Annotated in this window: 14 protein-coding genes; 7 read left to right on the forward strand and 7 right to left on the reverse strand. The window is 60.3% G+C overall.

The features are described 5' to 3' along the window. Positions 1–93: 93 nt before the first annotated feature. Positions 94–984 (forward strand): SDR family oxidoreductase, encoded by an 891-nt coding sequence (locus AC2GXZ_RS15430; RefSeq protein ID WP_483760036.1) that lies wholly within the window; start codon positions 94–96, stop codon positions 982–984. 50 nt (positions 985–1,034) lie between these two features. Here the strand turns inward: AC2GXZ_RS15430 and AC2GXZ_RS15435 are convergent, their stop codons facing one another. The 3 genes from AC2GXZ_RS15435 to AC2GXZ_RS15445 all read right to left on the reverse strand — a co-directional run bounded on the left by AC2GXZ_RS15435 (position 1,035) and on the right by AC2GXZ_RS15445 (position 5,289). Beyond that, on the reverse strand, positions 1,035–1,619 hold the full coding sequence (locus tag AC2GXZ_RS15435; protein WP_483760037.1) for a GGDEF domain-containing protein: 585 nt from the start codon (positions 1,617–1,619) through the stop codon (positions 1,035–1,037). Between the two features lie 19 nt (positions 1,620–1,638). After that, the gene (locus AC2GXZ_RS15440; protein WP_483760038.1) at positions 1,639–2,487 is read right to left on the reverse strand and encodes a response regulator; all 849 of its coding nucleotides are present in this window, start codon (positions 2,485–2,487) and stop codon (positions 1,639–1,641) included. Between the two features lie 249 nt (positions 2,488–2,736). Beyond that, complete coding sequence (locus AC2GXZ_RS15445; protein ID WP_483760039.1) at positions 2,737–5,289, reverse strand: mechanosensitive ion channel family protein; 2,553 nt, start codon at positions 5,287–5,289, stop codon at positions 2,737–2,739. Positions 5,290–5,449: 160 nt separating this feature from the next. Here AC2GXZ_RS15445 and AC2GXZ_RS15450 point away from each other — a divergent pair, with 160 nt between their 5' ends. Further along, complete coding sequence (locus AC2GXZ_RS15450) at positions 5,450–5,701, forward strand: GlsB/YeaQ/YmgE family stress response membrane protein (protein ID WP_483760040.1); 252 nt, start codon at positions 5,450–5,452, stop codon at positions 5,699–5,701. Between the two features lie 9 nt (positions 5,702–5,710). Here AC2GXZ_RS15450 and AC2GXZ_RS15455 read toward each other — a convergent pair whose 3' ends face one another. Both AC2GXZ_RS15455 and msuE read right to left on the reverse strand, forming a co-directional pair. Next, entirely contained in the window at positions 5,711–6,205 is a 495-nt protein-coding gene (locus AC2GXZ_RS15455) for a heme-degrading domain-containing protein (RefSeq protein ID WP_483760041.1), read from the reverse strand. A gap of 14 nt (positions 6,206–6,219) precedes the next feature. Continuing rightward, the gene (msuE, locus tag AC2GXZ_RS15460) at positions 6,220–6,765 is read right to left on the reverse strand and encodes an FMN reductase (protein ID WP_483760042.1); all 546 of its coding nucleotides are present in this window, start codon (positions 6,763–6,765) and stop codon (positions 6,220–6,222) included. A 335-nt stretch (positions 6,766–7,100) separates the two neighbouring features. Between msuE and AC2GXZ_RS15465 the strand changes: the two genes are divergently transcribed. After that, on the forward strand, positions 7,101–7,721 hold the full coding sequence (locus AC2GXZ_RS15465) for a TerC family protein (protein ID WP_483760270.1): 621 nt from the start codon (positions 7,101–7,103) through the stop codon (positions 7,719–7,721). Between the two features lie 59 nt (positions 7,722–7,780). Here the strand turns inward: AC2GXZ_RS15465 and bcp are convergent, their stop codons facing one another. After that, a complete protein-coding gene (gene bcp / locus AC2GXZ_RS15470; protein WP_483760043.1) occupies positions 7,781–8,248 on the reverse strand; it encodes a thioredoxin-dependent thiol peroxidase in 468 nt (155 codons plus the stop codon). A 113-nt stretch (positions 8,249–8,361) separates the two neighbouring features. On the opposite strand from bcp, the gene AC2GXZ_RS15475 reads away from it, so the two are divergent. Then, positions 8,362–11,769 (forward strand): hypothetical protein, encoded by a 3,408-nt coding sequence (locus tag AC2GXZ_RS15475; RefSeq protein WP_483760044.1) that lies wholly within the window; start codon positions 8,362–8,364, stop codon positions 11,767–11,769. A 74-nt stretch (positions 11,770–11,843) separates the two neighbouring features. On the opposite strand, the gene tyrS is transcribed toward AC2GXZ_RS15475, so the two are convergent. Beyond that, positions 11,844–13,097, reverse strand: a complete 1,254-nt coding sequence (tyrS, locus tag AC2GXZ_RS15480) for a tyrosine--tRNA ligase (protein WP_483760045.1) — start codon at positions 13,095–13,097, stop codon at positions 11,844–11,846. Positions 13,098–13,296: 199 nt separating this feature from the next. On the opposite strand from tyrS, the gene AC2GXZ_RS15485 reads away from it, so the two are divergent. The 3 genes from AC2GXZ_RS15485 to AC2GXZ_RS15495 all read left to right on the forward strand — a co-directional run bounded on the left by AC2GXZ_RS15485 (position 13,297) and on the right by AC2GXZ_RS15495 (position 16,756). Beyond that, positions 13,297–14,619 (forward strand): M23 family metallopeptidase, encoded by a 1,323-nt coding sequence (locus AC2GXZ_RS15485; RefSeq protein WP_483760271.1) that lies wholly within the window; start codon positions 13,297–13,299, stop codon positions 14,617–14,619. Between the two features lie 182 nt (positions 14,620–14,801). Further along, entirely contained in the window at positions 14,802–16,337 is a 1,536-nt protein-coding gene (locus AC2GXZ_RS15490; RefSeq protein WP_483760046.1) for a DEAD/DEAH box helicase, read from the forward strand. Then, the gene (locus AC2GXZ_RS15495; RefSeq protein WP_483760047.1) at positions 16,334–16,756 is read left to right on the forward strand and encodes an NUDIX domain-containing protein; all 423 of its coding nucleotides are present in this window, start codon (positions 16,334–16,336) and stop codon (positions 16,754–16,756) included. Before AC2GXZ_RS15490 ends, AC2GXZ_RS15495 begins: the two co-directional genes overlap by 4 nt. Positions 16,757–16,877: the final 121 nt, after the last annotated feature.

Genomic DNA, 16,877 nt, shown 5'->3' on the forward strand with positions numbered 1-16,877 from the left:
CAGGAGCCAGTCAATTCCTATTCTAGCGCTAGTCTCTTTTTGAGACCAACAATCATGCCGGGACGTTCAGCCGGCATTGCAAGAGGAAACGACATGACCAAACTTCTCGTCACCGGTGCCGCAGGTCAGCTCGGCCGCGCAGTCCTCCATCACCTCCTGGAGACATCCAGGGTCGCCGCAGGCGACATCATCGCCGCAAGCCGCGACACGTCCAAGCTTGCCGATCTGGCAGCAAAGGGTGTCGAGACCCGCAAGGCCGACTTTAGCGATGAGGCAGGGCTTGCCGAGTCTTTTGCCGGCGTTGACCGCGTCCTGATCATCTCGACCGATGATCTCGTAACACCCGGCGGGCGCCTCAAGCAGCACAAGACGGCGGTTGCCGCCGCGGCAAAGGCCGGCGTCAGGCATATCCTCTACACCTCGATGCCGAACCCGGACAAATCTCTGGTGTCGTTTGCGCCCGACCATCTCGGCACCGAAGAGGCGATCAAGGCGACCGGCATCCCCTACACCATCCTCCGCAATGCCTGGTATGACGACAATTACCTGATGTCCATGCCGCATAATCTGGAGACCGGCACCTGGTACACCGCGATGGGCGCCGGCAAGGTTTCCAATATCAGCCGTGACGACTGCGCCCGTGGCGCGGCCGCAGCGCTTGCCAATCCGCCGGCCGGCAGCGTCACCCTCACGCTGACGGGCGCAGAAAGCCTTGGCGCCGAAGAGATTGCAGCCCTCGTATCGAAGGCAGCCGGCAAGCCGCTCGCCGTCGTATCCCTGACCGACGAGCAGCTGGCGGGCGGCATGACCTCCGCCGGTCTTCCCGACTTCCTGGTGAAGATGCTGGTTTCGGCCGACGCCAATATCCGCGCCGGTAATTTCGACCTGGTCACCGGCGATTTCGAGGCTCTCACCGGCGCAAAACCGCAGTCGCTTTCAGCCTATTTCGACAGCCGGAAAAGCGCCCTGCTCGGCGCCCATTGAATGGATGAATGATACATGCCGGCGGAGGCAATTGCGCTCCGTCGGCACCGTTAGTGGATGGCGGCGAAGGTGTGGTCGGAAACCACCTGATTGCGCCCCGCCGTCTTCGCCATGAACAGGAATTGTTCGGCCGCATTGAGATAATTGTCGAAAGTCTCCGGCCCATGAATGTCGGCAAGGCCGATAGAGACCGTCACCCCGATCATCTCGCCTTTCCAGCCGAACGGTCGCGATCCGAGTTCCTGCCGCAGCCGGTCGAAATTTTCGGTCGCCGCCGCACCATCCTGCCCCACCAGCAACAGTCCGAACTGGTCGAAACCAAGATGCGCCACGGACATGTTTCGCGATGATGCCGCATGCAGAAGATTGGCACCGAACTCGGAAAGCACGTGGTCGGCGCATTCTGTTCCATGCACCTCGGAAATGCGGAAAAGCCGATCGATATCGATGATGGCGATGCTGCATGGCTCACCGCCATCGAGACAATCCGTGACGATGGGCTCTCCCACCAGGTAGAATTCCTCGATGGACAGCAGCCGGCCGTCAGTTGACCTGCCGGCCGGCTGTCCGGCGGCCTGCCCGGCAAATTCGGCCGGGCTCGGCTGCTCGCGCTTCTGGCTCACGATATAGGGCATGGCTTCACCTGGACTGCGATTAGGCGACGTTCTTGACGCCGTCCAGGCCACGAACCGAGCGCATCGAACGGATCTGGATCAGCGTGTCGAGGTTCTGGTTCACGCGGCAATAGAATTCTTCATCGATGAAGGGCCGCAGCATGAAGTCGTTGCCGCCTGCCTTGAGAAAGCGGGCAGACAGATGCCGGTCCGAAGATGACGAAACGCCGATAATGCGCAATTCGTGCGAACCGCGCACGGAGCGTACCCGCCGGGTCAGCTCGAACCCGTCGATATCGGGCATGTTATAGTCGGTGATCATCAAACCGATATCGTTGTTTTTCTTCAGCACATCGATCGCCTTGGCACCGTTGTCAGCCGTGCTGACACGGAAATTGTAACGCTTGAGGCGGCTCGAAAGCAGCGCTCTTGCGGTCGGGCTGTCATCGACGATCAGCACATGATGGCGGTGATTTGTAAGGAACCGGCAGACAGATTCCGCCAGCATTTCCACCGCGAACACATTGTCCTTGAGAATGTAGTCGACAATGTCCTTGGTCAGCAGTTTGTCGCGGGTTTCCTGATGGAATGTGCCGGTGAACACGATCGTCGGGATCGACAGATCGATCAGGTATTCCAGCGCTTCTCCGTTTTCAGCCCCCGGCAGATTGATATTGGAGATCGCCAGCATGATCGGGTCGGTCGACCTGTCATAGGCAAGCTGCAGATCCTCGAAATTGCGGCAGATCTCCACATCGATGTCGAACAGCTCCTTGAACCGCGTGCCGATCATCGATGTGAACACGTTGGAATCCTCGGCGAGCAGAATACGCGCCTTACCGAGAGTTTCACCGGAATACTGCATTCCGGAAATGCCAAGGAATGTCATGTCGACCCTTACGAACAATAATTAAGCCCCGAGCATTTTTTACTTGGAGCAATTTGCGGAACAGTTAATCCGCCGGGTCATTTCAGGACAATCTGTCTCTCAATGCTGCAGGCACTGCAGATTAGGTCAACAATTGGTACGGACCTATGCTTAATGATTTCATATGTATTGAAGTAAAATCAGAAGTAGCAATCACGATGCCCGGCAACGGCTGGGCCCACTCGGATCCAGCCGTTGCACCAGGAAAGCTCATGCGCCGCCGCGCACATCCACCTCTTCGGCCAGCACCGGCGAACCGCGATGGAAGACGACCTCTGAACGAGGAAACGGGATCTCCACCCCTTGTGCCTTGAACTGCTTCAATATCTCGACCCGCACGGCGTTGCGGACCCGCAACCCGTCCGACATGTCGGCAAGGTGAAAGCGCAGTTCGAAGTCGAGAGACGATCCGCCGAAGGCAAGGAAATCGACATGCGGTTCGGGGTTTCTCAGAACCTCCGGAACCTCCGAAACGATTGCCAGCAGGATTGCCATCACCTTTTCCGGATCGCTGTCATAGCTGACCGAAATCTTGATTTCCGATCGCTGGATACGGTTCTTGAGCGTCCAGTTGCCGACAGCCGCGTTGATCAGGTCCGAGTTCGGAACGATGATGGCCTGCTGCCGGAAGGTTTCGATCTCGGTGGCGCGCACCGAGATGCGCTTGACGATGCCCTCCGTTGCACCCGTCACCACATAGTCGCCGACCTTGAACGGACGCTCGACCAAAAGGATGAGGCCCGAGACGAAGTTCGACACGATATTCTGCAACCCGAAACCGATACCGACGGAAAGGGCAGACGCAACCAGCGCCAGGTTGGAGAGGTTGATTCCGGCCGCCGAGACGCCGACGATGACCGCGAGGCCGACGCCGAGATAACCGATGCCCGTCTTGACCGAATTGCGCACCCCGATGTCGACATGGCTTCTGGCAAGCACATTCCCGTCGATCCACTTCTGGGTCCAGTGGGTGACGACATATCCGAGGGCAAACAGCAGTACACCGCCGAGAATTCCGACGATCGAAATCGAGATGCTGCCGATGCGGAATTCGGTGAAGAAGCTGACGACCCAGGATTCGATGTCGGCGATCTGGAAACCCCAGGTGATCAGGATCAGCGGAATTCCAAGCGCCAGCGCGACGATATAGATCCCGAGGCCGACGAACAGCCCAGCCTGATCGACGCCGACCTCCCCGAACCGGTACCGATCCGCAAGCCGCCGGCCCAGAAGCGTATCGTTGAAGGCGCCGCGTTTCGATATCGCCTTGCCCGACAAAAGGCCGATATAGATCAGCACGATCACGGCCCCGGTCAGCACGATCTGGGTCGAGGCAAAGCGCGCCAGCCCGACATAACCGGCAATCACGCTGAGAAGCAGAAGACCACCCATCACCCGCAGCATCAGCGAGAAGGAACGAGGCCACGGCCTCCCCTGCCCGGTCGTATCCTCGCCCTCCCCGATCACCGGCCGGATCAGCGAAATGGCGATCAGGATCAATCCGATGATCACCGAGGCGAGCAAGCTCTTTGCAATCGTCAGGACGAGCGGCGAATTGAGTGCTTCGCTGACGGCGCCGAACAGGTAATCCAGCCCGTTGACGACCGCCATGGCGATGATCGCCAGGCTGAGAAGGCGCGCGCCCCTGTCCGTGATCTTGACCAGACGCCAGCCGGGATCGTTCGGTGCCAGCGCCGCATAGGTAAGCTTCCAGACGAAATGGACGAACCAGATGAAACCGAAGAAAGTAGCAACGATCGGCGCCACATCGGGCCTCAGCACATTGAACCCTTCGAGGAAAAGGTAGGAAGTCATCACGAAGGCAGCAAAAGTCACGCTCTGCAGCACGGTCGACCAGAACGTATAGGACAGCCTTTTGATATAGGCAGCATCTTCGCCGCCGCTTCGTTTCACGAACCGCCCGAAAAGCCGGTATCCCCCGGCAAGAAAAAGAATGGCGGCACCGACGGACAGCGCGATTGCCCCCATCAGCGACAAGGCCTTGAACCGCCAGACGAAGCTCAGCCAGCTACCGATCGTCGAATTGAAATTGCGCACTTCCGTGACGAAGGCGTTGCCGGCCTCGACGAACAGGTCCGGGGTCAGGTCGGTATGCCGGAACAGGGTCTGCGCAAACAGCGTCCGGCGCAGGTTGGTGATCGTGTTGGCAAGCTGTGTGGCGCTGTTCGAAAGACTGCCCGCGTCATCGACGATGAGATTGAGCTGGGATCGTTCGTTCTGCAGCTTGCCCCGCTCTTCACTGACAGCCGGCGCCTCCGCCGGCTGTCCCGCCGCCGGAACATCGCCGAGGCTCGTCAACCGGTTCTGGATCTGCTCGACACGAGCCTTCATGGCATCCGAGGCGGCCTGCATTTCGCCGACGATGTTTTCAGCCTTCACCCTGATTTCGGCAAGCTTCGCATCGTCGTCGGAAACCGTCTCGACATTCTGGCGAAACGAATTCAGCTGCTGGCGCATTCCGTCCAGCTTGTCCTTCATCTCGACATTGATCGAATCGGCCGTAACGTCGCTGGCGACCGGTTGCCCCGTTGGTGCCTTTGCCGGAGACGCAGGCACCGGTGGATCCTGCGCCACAGGTTGGGCCGACGGCTGCGTCTCGGTCGCCGGCTGCGGTTGAGCCTGGGCAACGGCTTCATGGATCACGGCCGATGACGCGGCCAATGTCACCAGCAGGACAACCGGCAGGCGCCGGAGGCTGGCCAACGTGTGGAGGGAGGAGCCGAGGAAGGAGGATCGTTTCACAGGTCTCTCATCTTTCTAACCGAATCGGCCCGGAACGTAGGGCTTGTTCAAGGCGAAGAAAAGGAAAGCCGCAATTCTCGTGTCGTCGAATGGAACTCTGGAACATTTTGGAACGTTACCCGCCGCATTTGACGAAATTCATCATGGAAAGGGTAAGGCCATGGAAGAAGCAGGAATCGGCTGGATCGCAGCAATCATCATCGGCGGCATCGCCGGCTGGCTGGCTGAAAAATTCATGAAGAGCGACATGGGCATCTTCATGAACATTATCCTCGGCATAGTCGGCGCGATAATCGCCAATGCCATCCTCGGCGTCTTCGGCGTCGTTCTCGGCGGATGGATTGGATATCTGATTGCCGGCTTTATCGGTGCCTGCATCCTGATCGCCGTGGCGCGAATGTTCAAGCGCTAACGATTGCCATCAGGGCGTGAGGGCGATCATCTTGCCATCACGCCCGATCATTTCGGCGATCACCGACACGACCAGATTGTGATCGTCGCGTTGCGGCAGGCCGGAAACGGTCACCGCGCCGATGCAGCCTGTGCCGAAAACCGTGATCGGGAAACTGCCGCCATGCGCCGCATAATCGGCATCCGCCAATCCGAAACGGGACTGAAGCGTTGTCTCGTCACGCGAAAGCTCCCGGCCGATAACATAGCTCGAGCGGAAAAAATTCAGCACCACGTTGCGCTTGCGGCGAACCCAGCGGGTATTGTCCGCCGTCGAACCCGGCATCGCGCAGTAGAACAACGGCATGGCATGGGACGTGATGTCGATCGCCACAGGCAGGCGCCTTTCATCGGCAACAGCCCTCAGCCGCATTCCGAGCGACCAAGCCGTTTGCGCATCGAAATTTTCGAATGCCAGCACCCGCTCCTGCTCGGTGATTGCCGCGATATCTTGCTCGAATGACATTGCCTGGTCCCCTGTCATATCCTGCCGCGTCCCATCGAAACGAAAGCCTGCAGCTCGTCGACGGCAAAGCCGATCCGCTCCCGAAGTGCAGGAGACGTGATCTCCTGTCCGGTGAAATCGTGGTTGGATGCATAGATCGCCGTCGGGATCGTATGCGCCATGAAGAACCCGAAAAGCGGCCGCAACTGATGTTCGACCATCAGCGCATGCCGCTCGCCACCGCCTGTCGCCGTGATCAGCACAGGTTTGCCGCGCAATTGTTCCGGATCGATGAGATCGATAAAATGCTTGAACATGCCCGGATAGCTGCCCTTGTAGGTCGGCGAGCCGATGACGAGAAGATCGGCTTCGACAACCGCGGACATCACCGCTGCACCCGCCGGATCGAGATCGGCGCGGGTCTTGGCGAGCCCCAGAGATTGGCCGACATCGGTCAGGTCGTAGATGGCTTTGCCGAGGTCGTAACGGGCGCAGGCGATTTCGGCGACATGCGCGACCAGCGCGGATGTCTTTGACGGCTGACCATAGCTTCCCGAAAAACCCACCAGTTTCAACTGCATTATCCCATCATCAATTCGCCGACGCGGCGCCATGTCCCGACCGGCGTAGCATTTCATCGCGGGCGGGAAAAGGCGGGCCCATCCTGTCCGTTGCGCAATGATGCACAAGCCATTGCGTCTTCCGCCACCACAAAAACAACCACGGCGTGCGGCAAACGGCAGCAATCATCCATTTGCCGCCGGATATCGCGTGTATTCGGCTTGCCTTGCACCTTTTTGCGGAATAATTGCCGAATGTCGTCTGCTGCCGATCCAGGGCGCGCAACGATTTTCGGGGGAAATCTGTTCACCTTCCACGTCGGCAAGAACAACGGATACAAAGGTCACTCTTCATGATGGAATTGTTCACGGCTGCCGGCTTTGCCGCACTCGTTGAGGTCATCGCAATCAACCTCGTCCTGTCTGGCGACAACGCGATCGTCATCGGTCTCGCGGCCGCAGGCCTGCCGGCACATATGCGCCAGAAGGCTATCCTGTTCGGCATCGCCGCGGCCACTGTGCTGCGGCTCGTTTTCGCCGTCATCACCACCTATCTCCTGGGCATTGTCGGCTTGCAGCTCGTCGGCGGCCTTCTGCTGGCCTGGGTCTGCTGGAAAATGTGGAGCGAGCTTCGCGAAGGGCCTGATGCCGCGGCCCATGATCTGGAGGCCGAGGGCGCCAAGGGCAAGGAAAAGACCTTCTTCCAGGCCGCCACCCAGATCGTTCTGGCCGATGTCTCCATGTCGCTCGACAACGTTCTCGCCGTCGCCGGCGCCGCAAAGGAGCATTCGACGGTTCTGATCATCGGCCTGATCGTGTCCATCGCGCTGATGGGCGTAGCAGCCAACTTTGTTGCAAAACTGCTCGGTCGCTTCCGCTGGATCGCCTATCTGGGTCTGATCATCATCGTCTATGTCGCGCTGAGCATGATCTATCACGGCTTCACCGAAGTGCTGCCGCTGATTGCTTCGACCTGAATGGCAGAGCCTTGAGCTCGAGAGCCCGGTGACTGTCCGGTCACCGGGATTTTTTGTTTTTACAGGCCGCGAACGGCCGCAAGCACATCCTCGGCATGTCCGGCGACCTTCACCTTCGGCCAAATGCGCGCGACGCGCCCCTTGGCGTCGATCAGGAAGGTCGTACGCTCGATCCCCATATAGGTCTTGCCATACATGCTCTTTTCCTTCCACACGCCATAAAGCTGCGACACGGCGGTATCTTCATCCGAACCGAGCGCCACGGTCAGCTCCCGCTTGCGGACGAAATTATCGTGTTTCTTGACGCTGTCGGCCGAGATGCCGACGATCGCCGCGCCGGCCTTCTCGAACTCGGGCAGCAGTTCTGAAAATGAGATCGCCTCGGTGGTGCACGCCGTCGTGTCGTCTTTCGGATAGAAATAAAGAACGAGCGCCTTGCCGCTGTAATCGCCAAGGGAAATGGTCCGCTCGCCGTTTCCAGGCAGGGTAAAATCGGGGGCGGCATCGCCGATCGTCAGGTTCGCCATGGATTTCCTTTCTTTCGCCAGTATCTTGAGTGACTGTCCTCATCATGGGTATATACAGGCAGACGAAGCGTCCAGATCAGCGGTGGATGCGAAAAGGACGAGTTCTTCACTGAATGGCGGAAATACGGGGCGAAAAGGTCAGTTTCGGCAAGCAGGATATCGTTCCTCTGCATGAACTTCCGTCCGCACAGACCGAAGACCCGATCATCGTCCACTGCCCTCCCCACACGACCAGGACCTGGCGTTTCTGCAAGACGATGGTGCTCTTCGTCACGCTCATCGCGGTTGCCATCGGCAGTGCCATCTTTGCCATCGAAAGCGGCATCATAGACGGCACCCTGACGAGCCGCGCCCAGTCCGCCCTCAACAATGCCATCGGCCCGCGTTACGTCTCGACGGTCGGCTCGACCGCCATCCGTTTCGATTCCGACTTTCGCATTGCCATCGAGGCGCGCGATGTCGACATCGTCGAACGTGCAACCGGCCAGCATCTCAGCCGCGCCGGCGCGCTGCGTATGGCGGTCGATCCGCTCGCTCTTCTCGGTGGCCGGATATCGATCAACAGCATCGCGGCCCAGGACATCCGCCTGGAGACCGCCCAATTGCCCGAAGGCGATCCGATCGCGCTCGCCAAGGTTCGCGTGGATGCCGTGCCACTCCTGCTTGAACAGGCGTTCCAGCGGCTTGACGAGGCCCGTGGCCTGATCGAGCGCACCGGCACCGCGTCCATTCGCCTTGCCGGCATCGAGATCGTCCTGCCCGCCCCCCCGGGACGGAAGGCCAACGTTTTGCGGGTCAACGATCTGGAATTGGCGCGCACGGAAACGGGTGAGATCGGTGTCGATGGCTCGGTCAGCGTCAATGGCAAACCGGCCTCGCTGACGGCCGCCTCCAAAACGATCGATGGCGTCACCGCCGCCCTTTCGGCCCATCTTTCCGGTCTGGAAGTAACCTCCTTCCTGTTGCAGCGAACGGAAGACGGATTGCCGCGCGAAGGGCTGGAAAGCACCGTCAACTTCGACATGTCCGCCGAACGTTCACGTGGCGACGCGCAGAAACCGGCAATGTCGGCAACCCTGACCAATTCGCCCGGTAATTTCTATTTCGACGGCATCCAGCAGACATTCAGCGGTGCGACGATCAATGTCGCCTATGATTTCGCCAAGAATTCCATCGAGATCCTGAAGTCGCAAGCCCGTTTCGGACCAACCGTGCTGCCCTTCACCGGCGCCGTCATCGACCTGAACACCCTCGATTCGTCGGACAAGCGGCTCGGTTTCGGCCTGGACCTGCTTGTCAGCGGCGGCACGGCAGTCGGCGCCTCACCGGGAGAGGAACCCGGCCAATTCGACCTCAAGGCCACCGGCCGTTATCTTTTGGCGGATCGTCAGCTCGAATTCGACAATATGGGACTGTCGAGCCCGCTCGGCCGCATGGCCGCAGCGCTCAAGGTGCGTTTTGGCACCAAATCGCCGGAAATCAGCTTCGGTGGCCAGATCCCGCAGATGCAGGTGACCGGGGTCAAGCAGTTCTGGCCGTTCTGGATGGCACGCAAGCCGCGGGACTGGGTGCTGCAGAACATGTTCGGCGGCAGCGTGTCGAACGGTTCGATCGCCGTCTTCATCCCGGCCGGCCGGATGAAAGGCCCGGGCATCCCGATGGATCTCGATGCCAACGAATTGCAGATCAGCTTCGGGCTAGCCGATTCACGCCTCAACCTGCCGGGTGACGTCCCTCCCCTGCGCAACCTCGACGGCACATTCTCGCTAAAGGGCGAAGCTTTGGTGGTCGATGTCGCCAAGGCGGCGACCTATGGTCCATCCGGGCGGATCGTGACGGTCCAGAGCGGCAAGTTTGCCATCCCGTCCACCTATGCCAAGCCCCTGATGGCGGACCTGACGCTTCACATTGCCGGCCATGCGGATGCGATCACCGAGCTTGCCAATTTCGCCCCGATGAATGCCTTGAAAGGCACCAATTTCAAGCCGGAGGACTTTTCCGGAGATGCAGAGGCCGACATTCAGGCCCGTTTCGGCCTGATCTCGGACCATCATCCGCCGAAGCCCGTCTGGAACGCCCAGGTGCAGTTGCAGGGCGTCAGCCTCGGCCCGCAGATGGAAGGCCACAAGGTTGCCGGTCTTACCGGCCTTCTGGCCGTCGACAACAAGGCGGCCCGGCTGACAGCCAATGGTACGATCGACGATGTCTCGGCAGAGCTGTCCGTTGTCGAGCCGGTCGACCAGAATGCAGGCATCAAGCGCGAACGCATCATCAAGGCGACGCTCAACAATGCCCAGCGCGAAAAGCTGGTGCCGGGATTGTCGGATTTGATCGACGGCCAGATTGGCGTCGAACTGACGAGGCTGGATGACAAACGTCAAGGCGTAACGCTCGATCTTAACCGTGCGGCACTGACCGTTCCGGGGATCGGCTGGACCAAGGGCAGCGGCATCGGCGCCAAGGCGCAGTTCGAGGTCACGGCGAGCGACGCCAAGGAACAAAACATCCAGAATTTCCAGCTGACGGGCGAAACCTTCGGCGCCAAGGGCGAGTTCCAGCTCTCCAACGGCTCGCTGAGTTCGGCCTCGTTCTCCCATGTCCAGCTTTCCCCGGCCGACGACTACAGCGTCAGCATAAAGCGCGCCAAGGGTGCCTATGACATATCCGTCGGCGGATCGAGCATCGACGTGAGGCCCGTCATCACCCATCTGCGTGCCAGCGCTACAGGCAGCGGCGGCAGTTCAGGCGGCAGCGACGGCACCAGCACCAGCCTGAGTGCCAAGATCGACCAGGCCGTCGGTTTCAACGACGAACATCTTTCCAACCTCTCGCTGAATTTCTCCACCCGTGGATCGACGATTTCTCGCGCCGACCTGACGGCGGTCACCAGCAGCGGTCAGGCATTGGTGAGCCAGATGAACCGTGGCGACACGATCTCGGTCACCAGCGGTGATGCAGGCGCCGTCGCACGTTTCGCCGATCTTTACGACAACATGCGGGCCGGGCTCCTCAACCTCAAGCTCAAGGCACGTGGCAATGACTGGCTCGGGTCCATCGACATCCGCAACTTCCAGCTCGTCAACGAACAGCGCCTGCAGTCGCTTGTCTCGACGCCGGTCGGTGACGATGGGCAAAGCCTGACCTCCGCCACAAAACGCGATATCGATGTCAGCGCCGCACGTTTCCAGCGCGGTTTCGCCGCGCTGGTCTATCAGAATGGCGCGCTCTCCGTCGCCAATGGCGTGGTGCGTGGCGACCAGATCGGCGCCACGTTCCAGGGCAAACTGCGTGACGCCAACGGCAATACCGAACTGACCGGCACCTTCATGCCCGCTTATGGTCTCAACCGGTTGTTCGGCGAATTGCCGCTGATCGGTGCGATCCTCGGCAACGGTCGCGATCGTGGCCTGCTCGGCATCACCTTCAAGCTCGACGGCCCATTCGACAAGCCGCGGCTGATCGTCAACCCGCTGTCGCTGATCGCCCCCGGCGTCTTCCGCCAGATCTTCGAGTTCCAGTAGTCTCCGGCCAAACAAAAAGGCCACCGGAATTTCTCCCGGCGGCCCGATGGCATGTGCGCCTGGTTCGGCTGTTGTTAGGCAGGCCGCACCAGAATGTGCTTCTTCTTGCCGAGCGACAGCTTGATCACGCCGTCAGCGGTGACCTCGCCGGTGCCGATCGTCCGGCGCTCGTCAGAGACCGCCGTGTCGTTGATGCGCACCGCACCTCCCTGCACATGGCGACGGGCCTCGCCGTTGGAAGCGGCAAGCCCGGCTTTGACGATCAGCGCCAGAAGCCCGATTCCTGCCTCCAGTTCTGACGCGGGAATGTCGATCGAAGGCAGGTCGTCGGCGAGAGCACCTTCCTCAAAGGTCTTGCGCGCGGTCTCGGCCGCCTGTTCAGCCGCCGGGCGGCCATGCAGCATGGCAGTCACTTCCGTCGCGAGGATCTTCTTCACCTCGTTGATTTCGACACCGCCAAGCGCCGAAAGTCGGGCGATCTCGTCCATCGGCAATGCCGTGTAGAGCTTCAGGAAGCGCGACACGTCGGCATCCTCGGTATTGCGCCAGTATTGCCAGAAGTCATAAGCCGACAGCATGTCCGGGTTGAGCCAGACGGCACCGTTCATCGACTTGCCCATCTTGGCGCCCGACGAGGTCGTCAGAAGCGGCGATGTGAGCGCGTAAAGTTGCGGCGTTCCCATGCGGTGACCAAGGTCGATACCGTTGACGATATTGCCCCACTGGTCGGAACCGCCCATCTGCAGCCTCACGTCATAACGCTTGTTCAGCTCGACGAAGTCATAGGCCTGCAGGATCATGTAGTTGAATTCGAGGAAGGACAAAGACTGCTCGCGGTCGAGACGCGTCTTGACGCTGTCGAAGGACAACATCCGGTTGACCGAGAAATGCCGGCCGACATCGCGCAGGAATTCCAGATAGTTGAGGCCGCGCAGCCAGTCGGCGTTGTTGATCATCAACGCGTCCTTCGGCCCTTCGCCGTAAGTCAGGTAGCTGGAGAAAACCCGCTTGATCGAGGCAATGTTGCTCTCGATCGTTTCGACCGTCATCAGCTGACGGGCATCGTCCTTGAACGACGGGTCGCCGACCATGCCGGTACCACCGCCCATCAGCGAGATCGGGCGATGACCGGTCTGCTGCATCCAGTGCAGCATCATGATCTGGATCAGTCCGCCGGCATGCAGGCTCGGCGCCGTCGGATCGAAGCCGATATAGGCGGTCACGATTTCCTTGGCGAACAACGCGTCGAGACCTGCCTCGTCGGAGATCTGGTGAATGAAGCCGCGCTCGTCGAGCGTATGGAGGAAATCGGACTTGAACCTGGACATCTTTGCTCTCTGCGGATGTGTCTTGATGTGTGCGACGGCCGTCTAGCACCGTTTGGCGCGATAATCACTCCAAAAGTGATACCGTATTCCCCCCGCTGTCCGCGCAGGTAATCCTCGACACCTACCCCCTCCTAAGAGTTCATTAACCTTAAGGATGTGTAATCGCGCCACACAAGCATCGGATTTGACTCAGCTTTTCATGGAGCAGGACGTGGCCCACCACGCCGAAAACAAGGTTTTTGGAAAACGGTCACAGAATCACGTCCTGATTCTCGCAAGCGGCGAGAACATTCGCCACATGACGATCCGCCCCTGGATGATCGCGCTTGGCCTTTGCTTCGCCTGTATGGCGCTCGTCGGTTATCTCGGGGCAACCTCCTACCTCGTCATCCGCGACGACCTGATCGGCGCCACCATTGCCCGCCAGGCCCGCATGCAGCACGATTACGAGGATCGCATCGCGGCGCTCAGAGCCCAGCTCGACCGCATCACGTCAAGACAGCTGCTTGACCAGCAGGTCGTCGAGAAGAAGGTCGAGAAATTGCTGGAGCAGCAGGACGCGATCTTCTCGCGCCACGGCAAGCTCGGATCGCTGCTCGACCGCGCTCACGACTCGGGCCTCGAACCGCCGGTGTCCGACATCCCGGCTTTCGCCCCCCAGGCGGACGGGCAGCGCACTGATGGACGCCGTGCCGCAACCAAAGGCGGTTCGACCGCCATTGCAAGGCTGCTTGCCCATGGCGAAGCAGCCTCACCCTCGGACATCGCCTCAAACCTTGCGACCACATCCTTGCGTGAAGGTGCGGCAGACCGAGCCGACCGGATGTTTTCCAAGGTCACCTTGTCGCTCAAGACGCTGGAAAGCCAGCAGTTGAGCAGGATCGCAAGCCTGACTGCCGGCGCATCGACAACGGCCGATGCGATAAATTCCATCCTGCAGCGCAGCGGCGTCGATGTCGACGAAACCGCGTCGGAAGACAAGCAGGGTGGCGTCGGCGGACCCTATGTCGCACCACGACTGGCCGGCGACCGTTTCGACCAATCACTCGACGACCTCGACGCGGCACTCACGCGGCTTGAGAACATTCGCGGCACGGCCCGCGCCCTGCCCTTCACCAACCCTGCGCCCGGCGAACCGATCACCAGCCCGTTCGGCAATCGCGTTGATCCGTTCCTCGGCCGTCTCGCCCTGCATTCGGGCATCGACTTTGCCGCCCAGACAGGTGATGCGGTCAAGACGACCGGCGCCGGCAAGGTGATCGCCGCCGGCGTTTCGAGCGGCTATGGCAACATGGTCGAAGTCGATCACGGCTACGGCATTTCCACCCGTTACGGCCACCTTTCCCGAATACTCGTCAGCGTCGGCGACGAAGTGCAGGCCGGCGATATTCTCGGCCGCGCCGGGTCGACCGGTCGAGCCACCGGCCCGCACATTCACTACGAGGTACGCCGCAACGGTCAGGCGGTCGATCCCATGCATTTCCTCAATGCCGGGATGAAACTCACCACCTACCTCGAGTAGCAAACGGGCCCCTGGACGCGTCCTATCGCCGCGAGGTTGCTTTCGTTCACCAAAAGCACTGTGCGCGTGCCCGGTTTTCTTGACTTTCCCGCGTTTTGGTCATATGCCGCGCCGTGTTGTCGCCCCAATTGAGCGTAGCGACGGATCATGTTCTTCTTGAACGGAATGGAATCGTATTTCCTTTGACCACTTTTGCTGATCTTGGCCTGAGCCAGAAAGTTCTCGATGCCGTCACCGATGCCGGCTACACAATACCTACGCCGATCCAAGCCGGAGCCATTCCGCACGCACTGCAGCGGCGCGACATCTGTGGCATAGCGCAGACGGGCACGGGCAAGACCGCGTCCTTCGTTCTTCCCATGCTGACGCTTCTGGAAAAGGGCCGAGCGCGCGCACGCATGCCGCGGACGCTGATCCTCGAACCGACCCGTGAACTCGCAGCGCAGGTTGCCGAGAACTTTGAGAAATACGGCAAGAATCACAAGCTCAACGTGGCGCTGCTGATCGGCGGCGTTTCCTTCGAAGACCAGGAGCGCAAGCTGGAGCGCGGCGCCGACGTGCTGATCTGCACCCCCGGCCGCCTGCTCGACCATTGCGAGCGTGGCAAGCTGCTGATGACCGGGGTCGAAATCCTGGTCATCGACGAGGCCGACCGCATGCTCGACATGGGCTTCATCCCGGATATCGAGCGGATCGCCAAGATGATCCCGTTTACTCGCCAGACGCTGTTCTTCTCGGCAACCATGCCGCCGGAAATCCAGAAACTGGCCGACCGCTTCCTACAGAACCCGGAACGCGTCGAAGTCGCCAAGCCGTCCTCGACGGCAAAGACCGTCACGCAGCGCATCGTCGCAGCCCACGGCAAGGATTACGAGAAGCGCGCCATCCTGCGCGACCTGATCAAGTCCCAGGAAGACCTGAAGAACGCCATCATCTTCTGCAATCGCAAGAAGGATGTCGCCGACCTGTTCCGCTCATTGGAGCGCCACGGTTTCTCGGTCGGCGCCCTGCACGGCGACATGGACCAGCGCTCGCGCACGACCATGCTGGCAGGTTTCAAGGAAAACCAGATCACCCTGCTCGTCGCATCGGACGTGGCCGCACGCGGTCTGGACATTCCCGATGTCAGCCACGTCTTCAATTTCGACGTGCCGATCCATGCGGAAGACTATGTCCACCGCATCGGCCGCACCGGCCGTGCCGGTCGCTCCGGCAAGGCCTTCACCATCGTCACCAAATCGGATTCGAAATATCTCGACGCGATCGAAAAGCTGATCGGCGAAAAGATCGAATGGCAGAATGGCGATCTCGCAGCCCTGCCCGCTCCCATGGAAAGCCATGACAGCGAGCGTGGTGGACGCAGCAAGGGCGGCCGCGAACGCGGCGGCAGGGACGGTGGTCGAGACCGCAATCGCGGCAACCGGCAGGAACAGCCGGTCGCAGCACAGCCGGCGGCAGCACCGCAGGAAAAACCAGTCGTTACGGAAGAGGCAATCGTGGAAGCAGTTCTGGAGAATTCGAAGTCGGAGCGTCGTTCCGACAGGAAAAATCAGCCTGCAAACAACCGGAACCGCGATCGCGACCGGCGCCCCAACCCCGCCAACGACGACAGCCGTGACCGTCGTCGCTACCGCGATCACGACGACGGCCCGACACCGGTCGGTTTCGGTGACGATATCCCCGCATTCATGCTGATCGTCGCCAACGCGGCCAAGTGACGGTGTCGGCAAGACCCGGACTGGATTTTCCCGGTCTGGGCGTCGGCCTGGTGATCCGCCGGGCCGATGGCAAGGTGCTGGTCTGTCGCAGGCTTAAGGCACCTGAGGCCGGCAGCTGGAACATCGTCGGCGGCAAGATCGACAAGATGGAGCCGGCAGCAGAGGCTGCCCGCCGCGAAGCTGAGGAAGAGACCGGTCTAAAGATCGGCGAGATCCGGTTTCTTTGCCATATCGAAGGCATCCTGGCTGACGAGGGCCAGCACTGGATCTCCTTGATCTACGTCACCGATGATTTTGAAGGCGAGCCGGTTCTAACCGAACCCGAGAAACACGCCGACCTGATGTGGATCGATATAAACGATCCTCCAGGCTCGCTTTCGGTTTTCTCCCAGCAGGCCTTTCCATATCTCAAGGCATGAAAAAGCCGTCCTGGTTGCCCAGGACGGCTTCGCCTTAATGAAAAAGCGCGCAATATTATCGGATGCTGTCGTCGGCCCGGCAGGTTACCGGGCCACATCCCCCATTACGCACCGACAATAA

Source organism: Aliirhizobium sp. YIM B11859, from assembly GCF_057163345.1.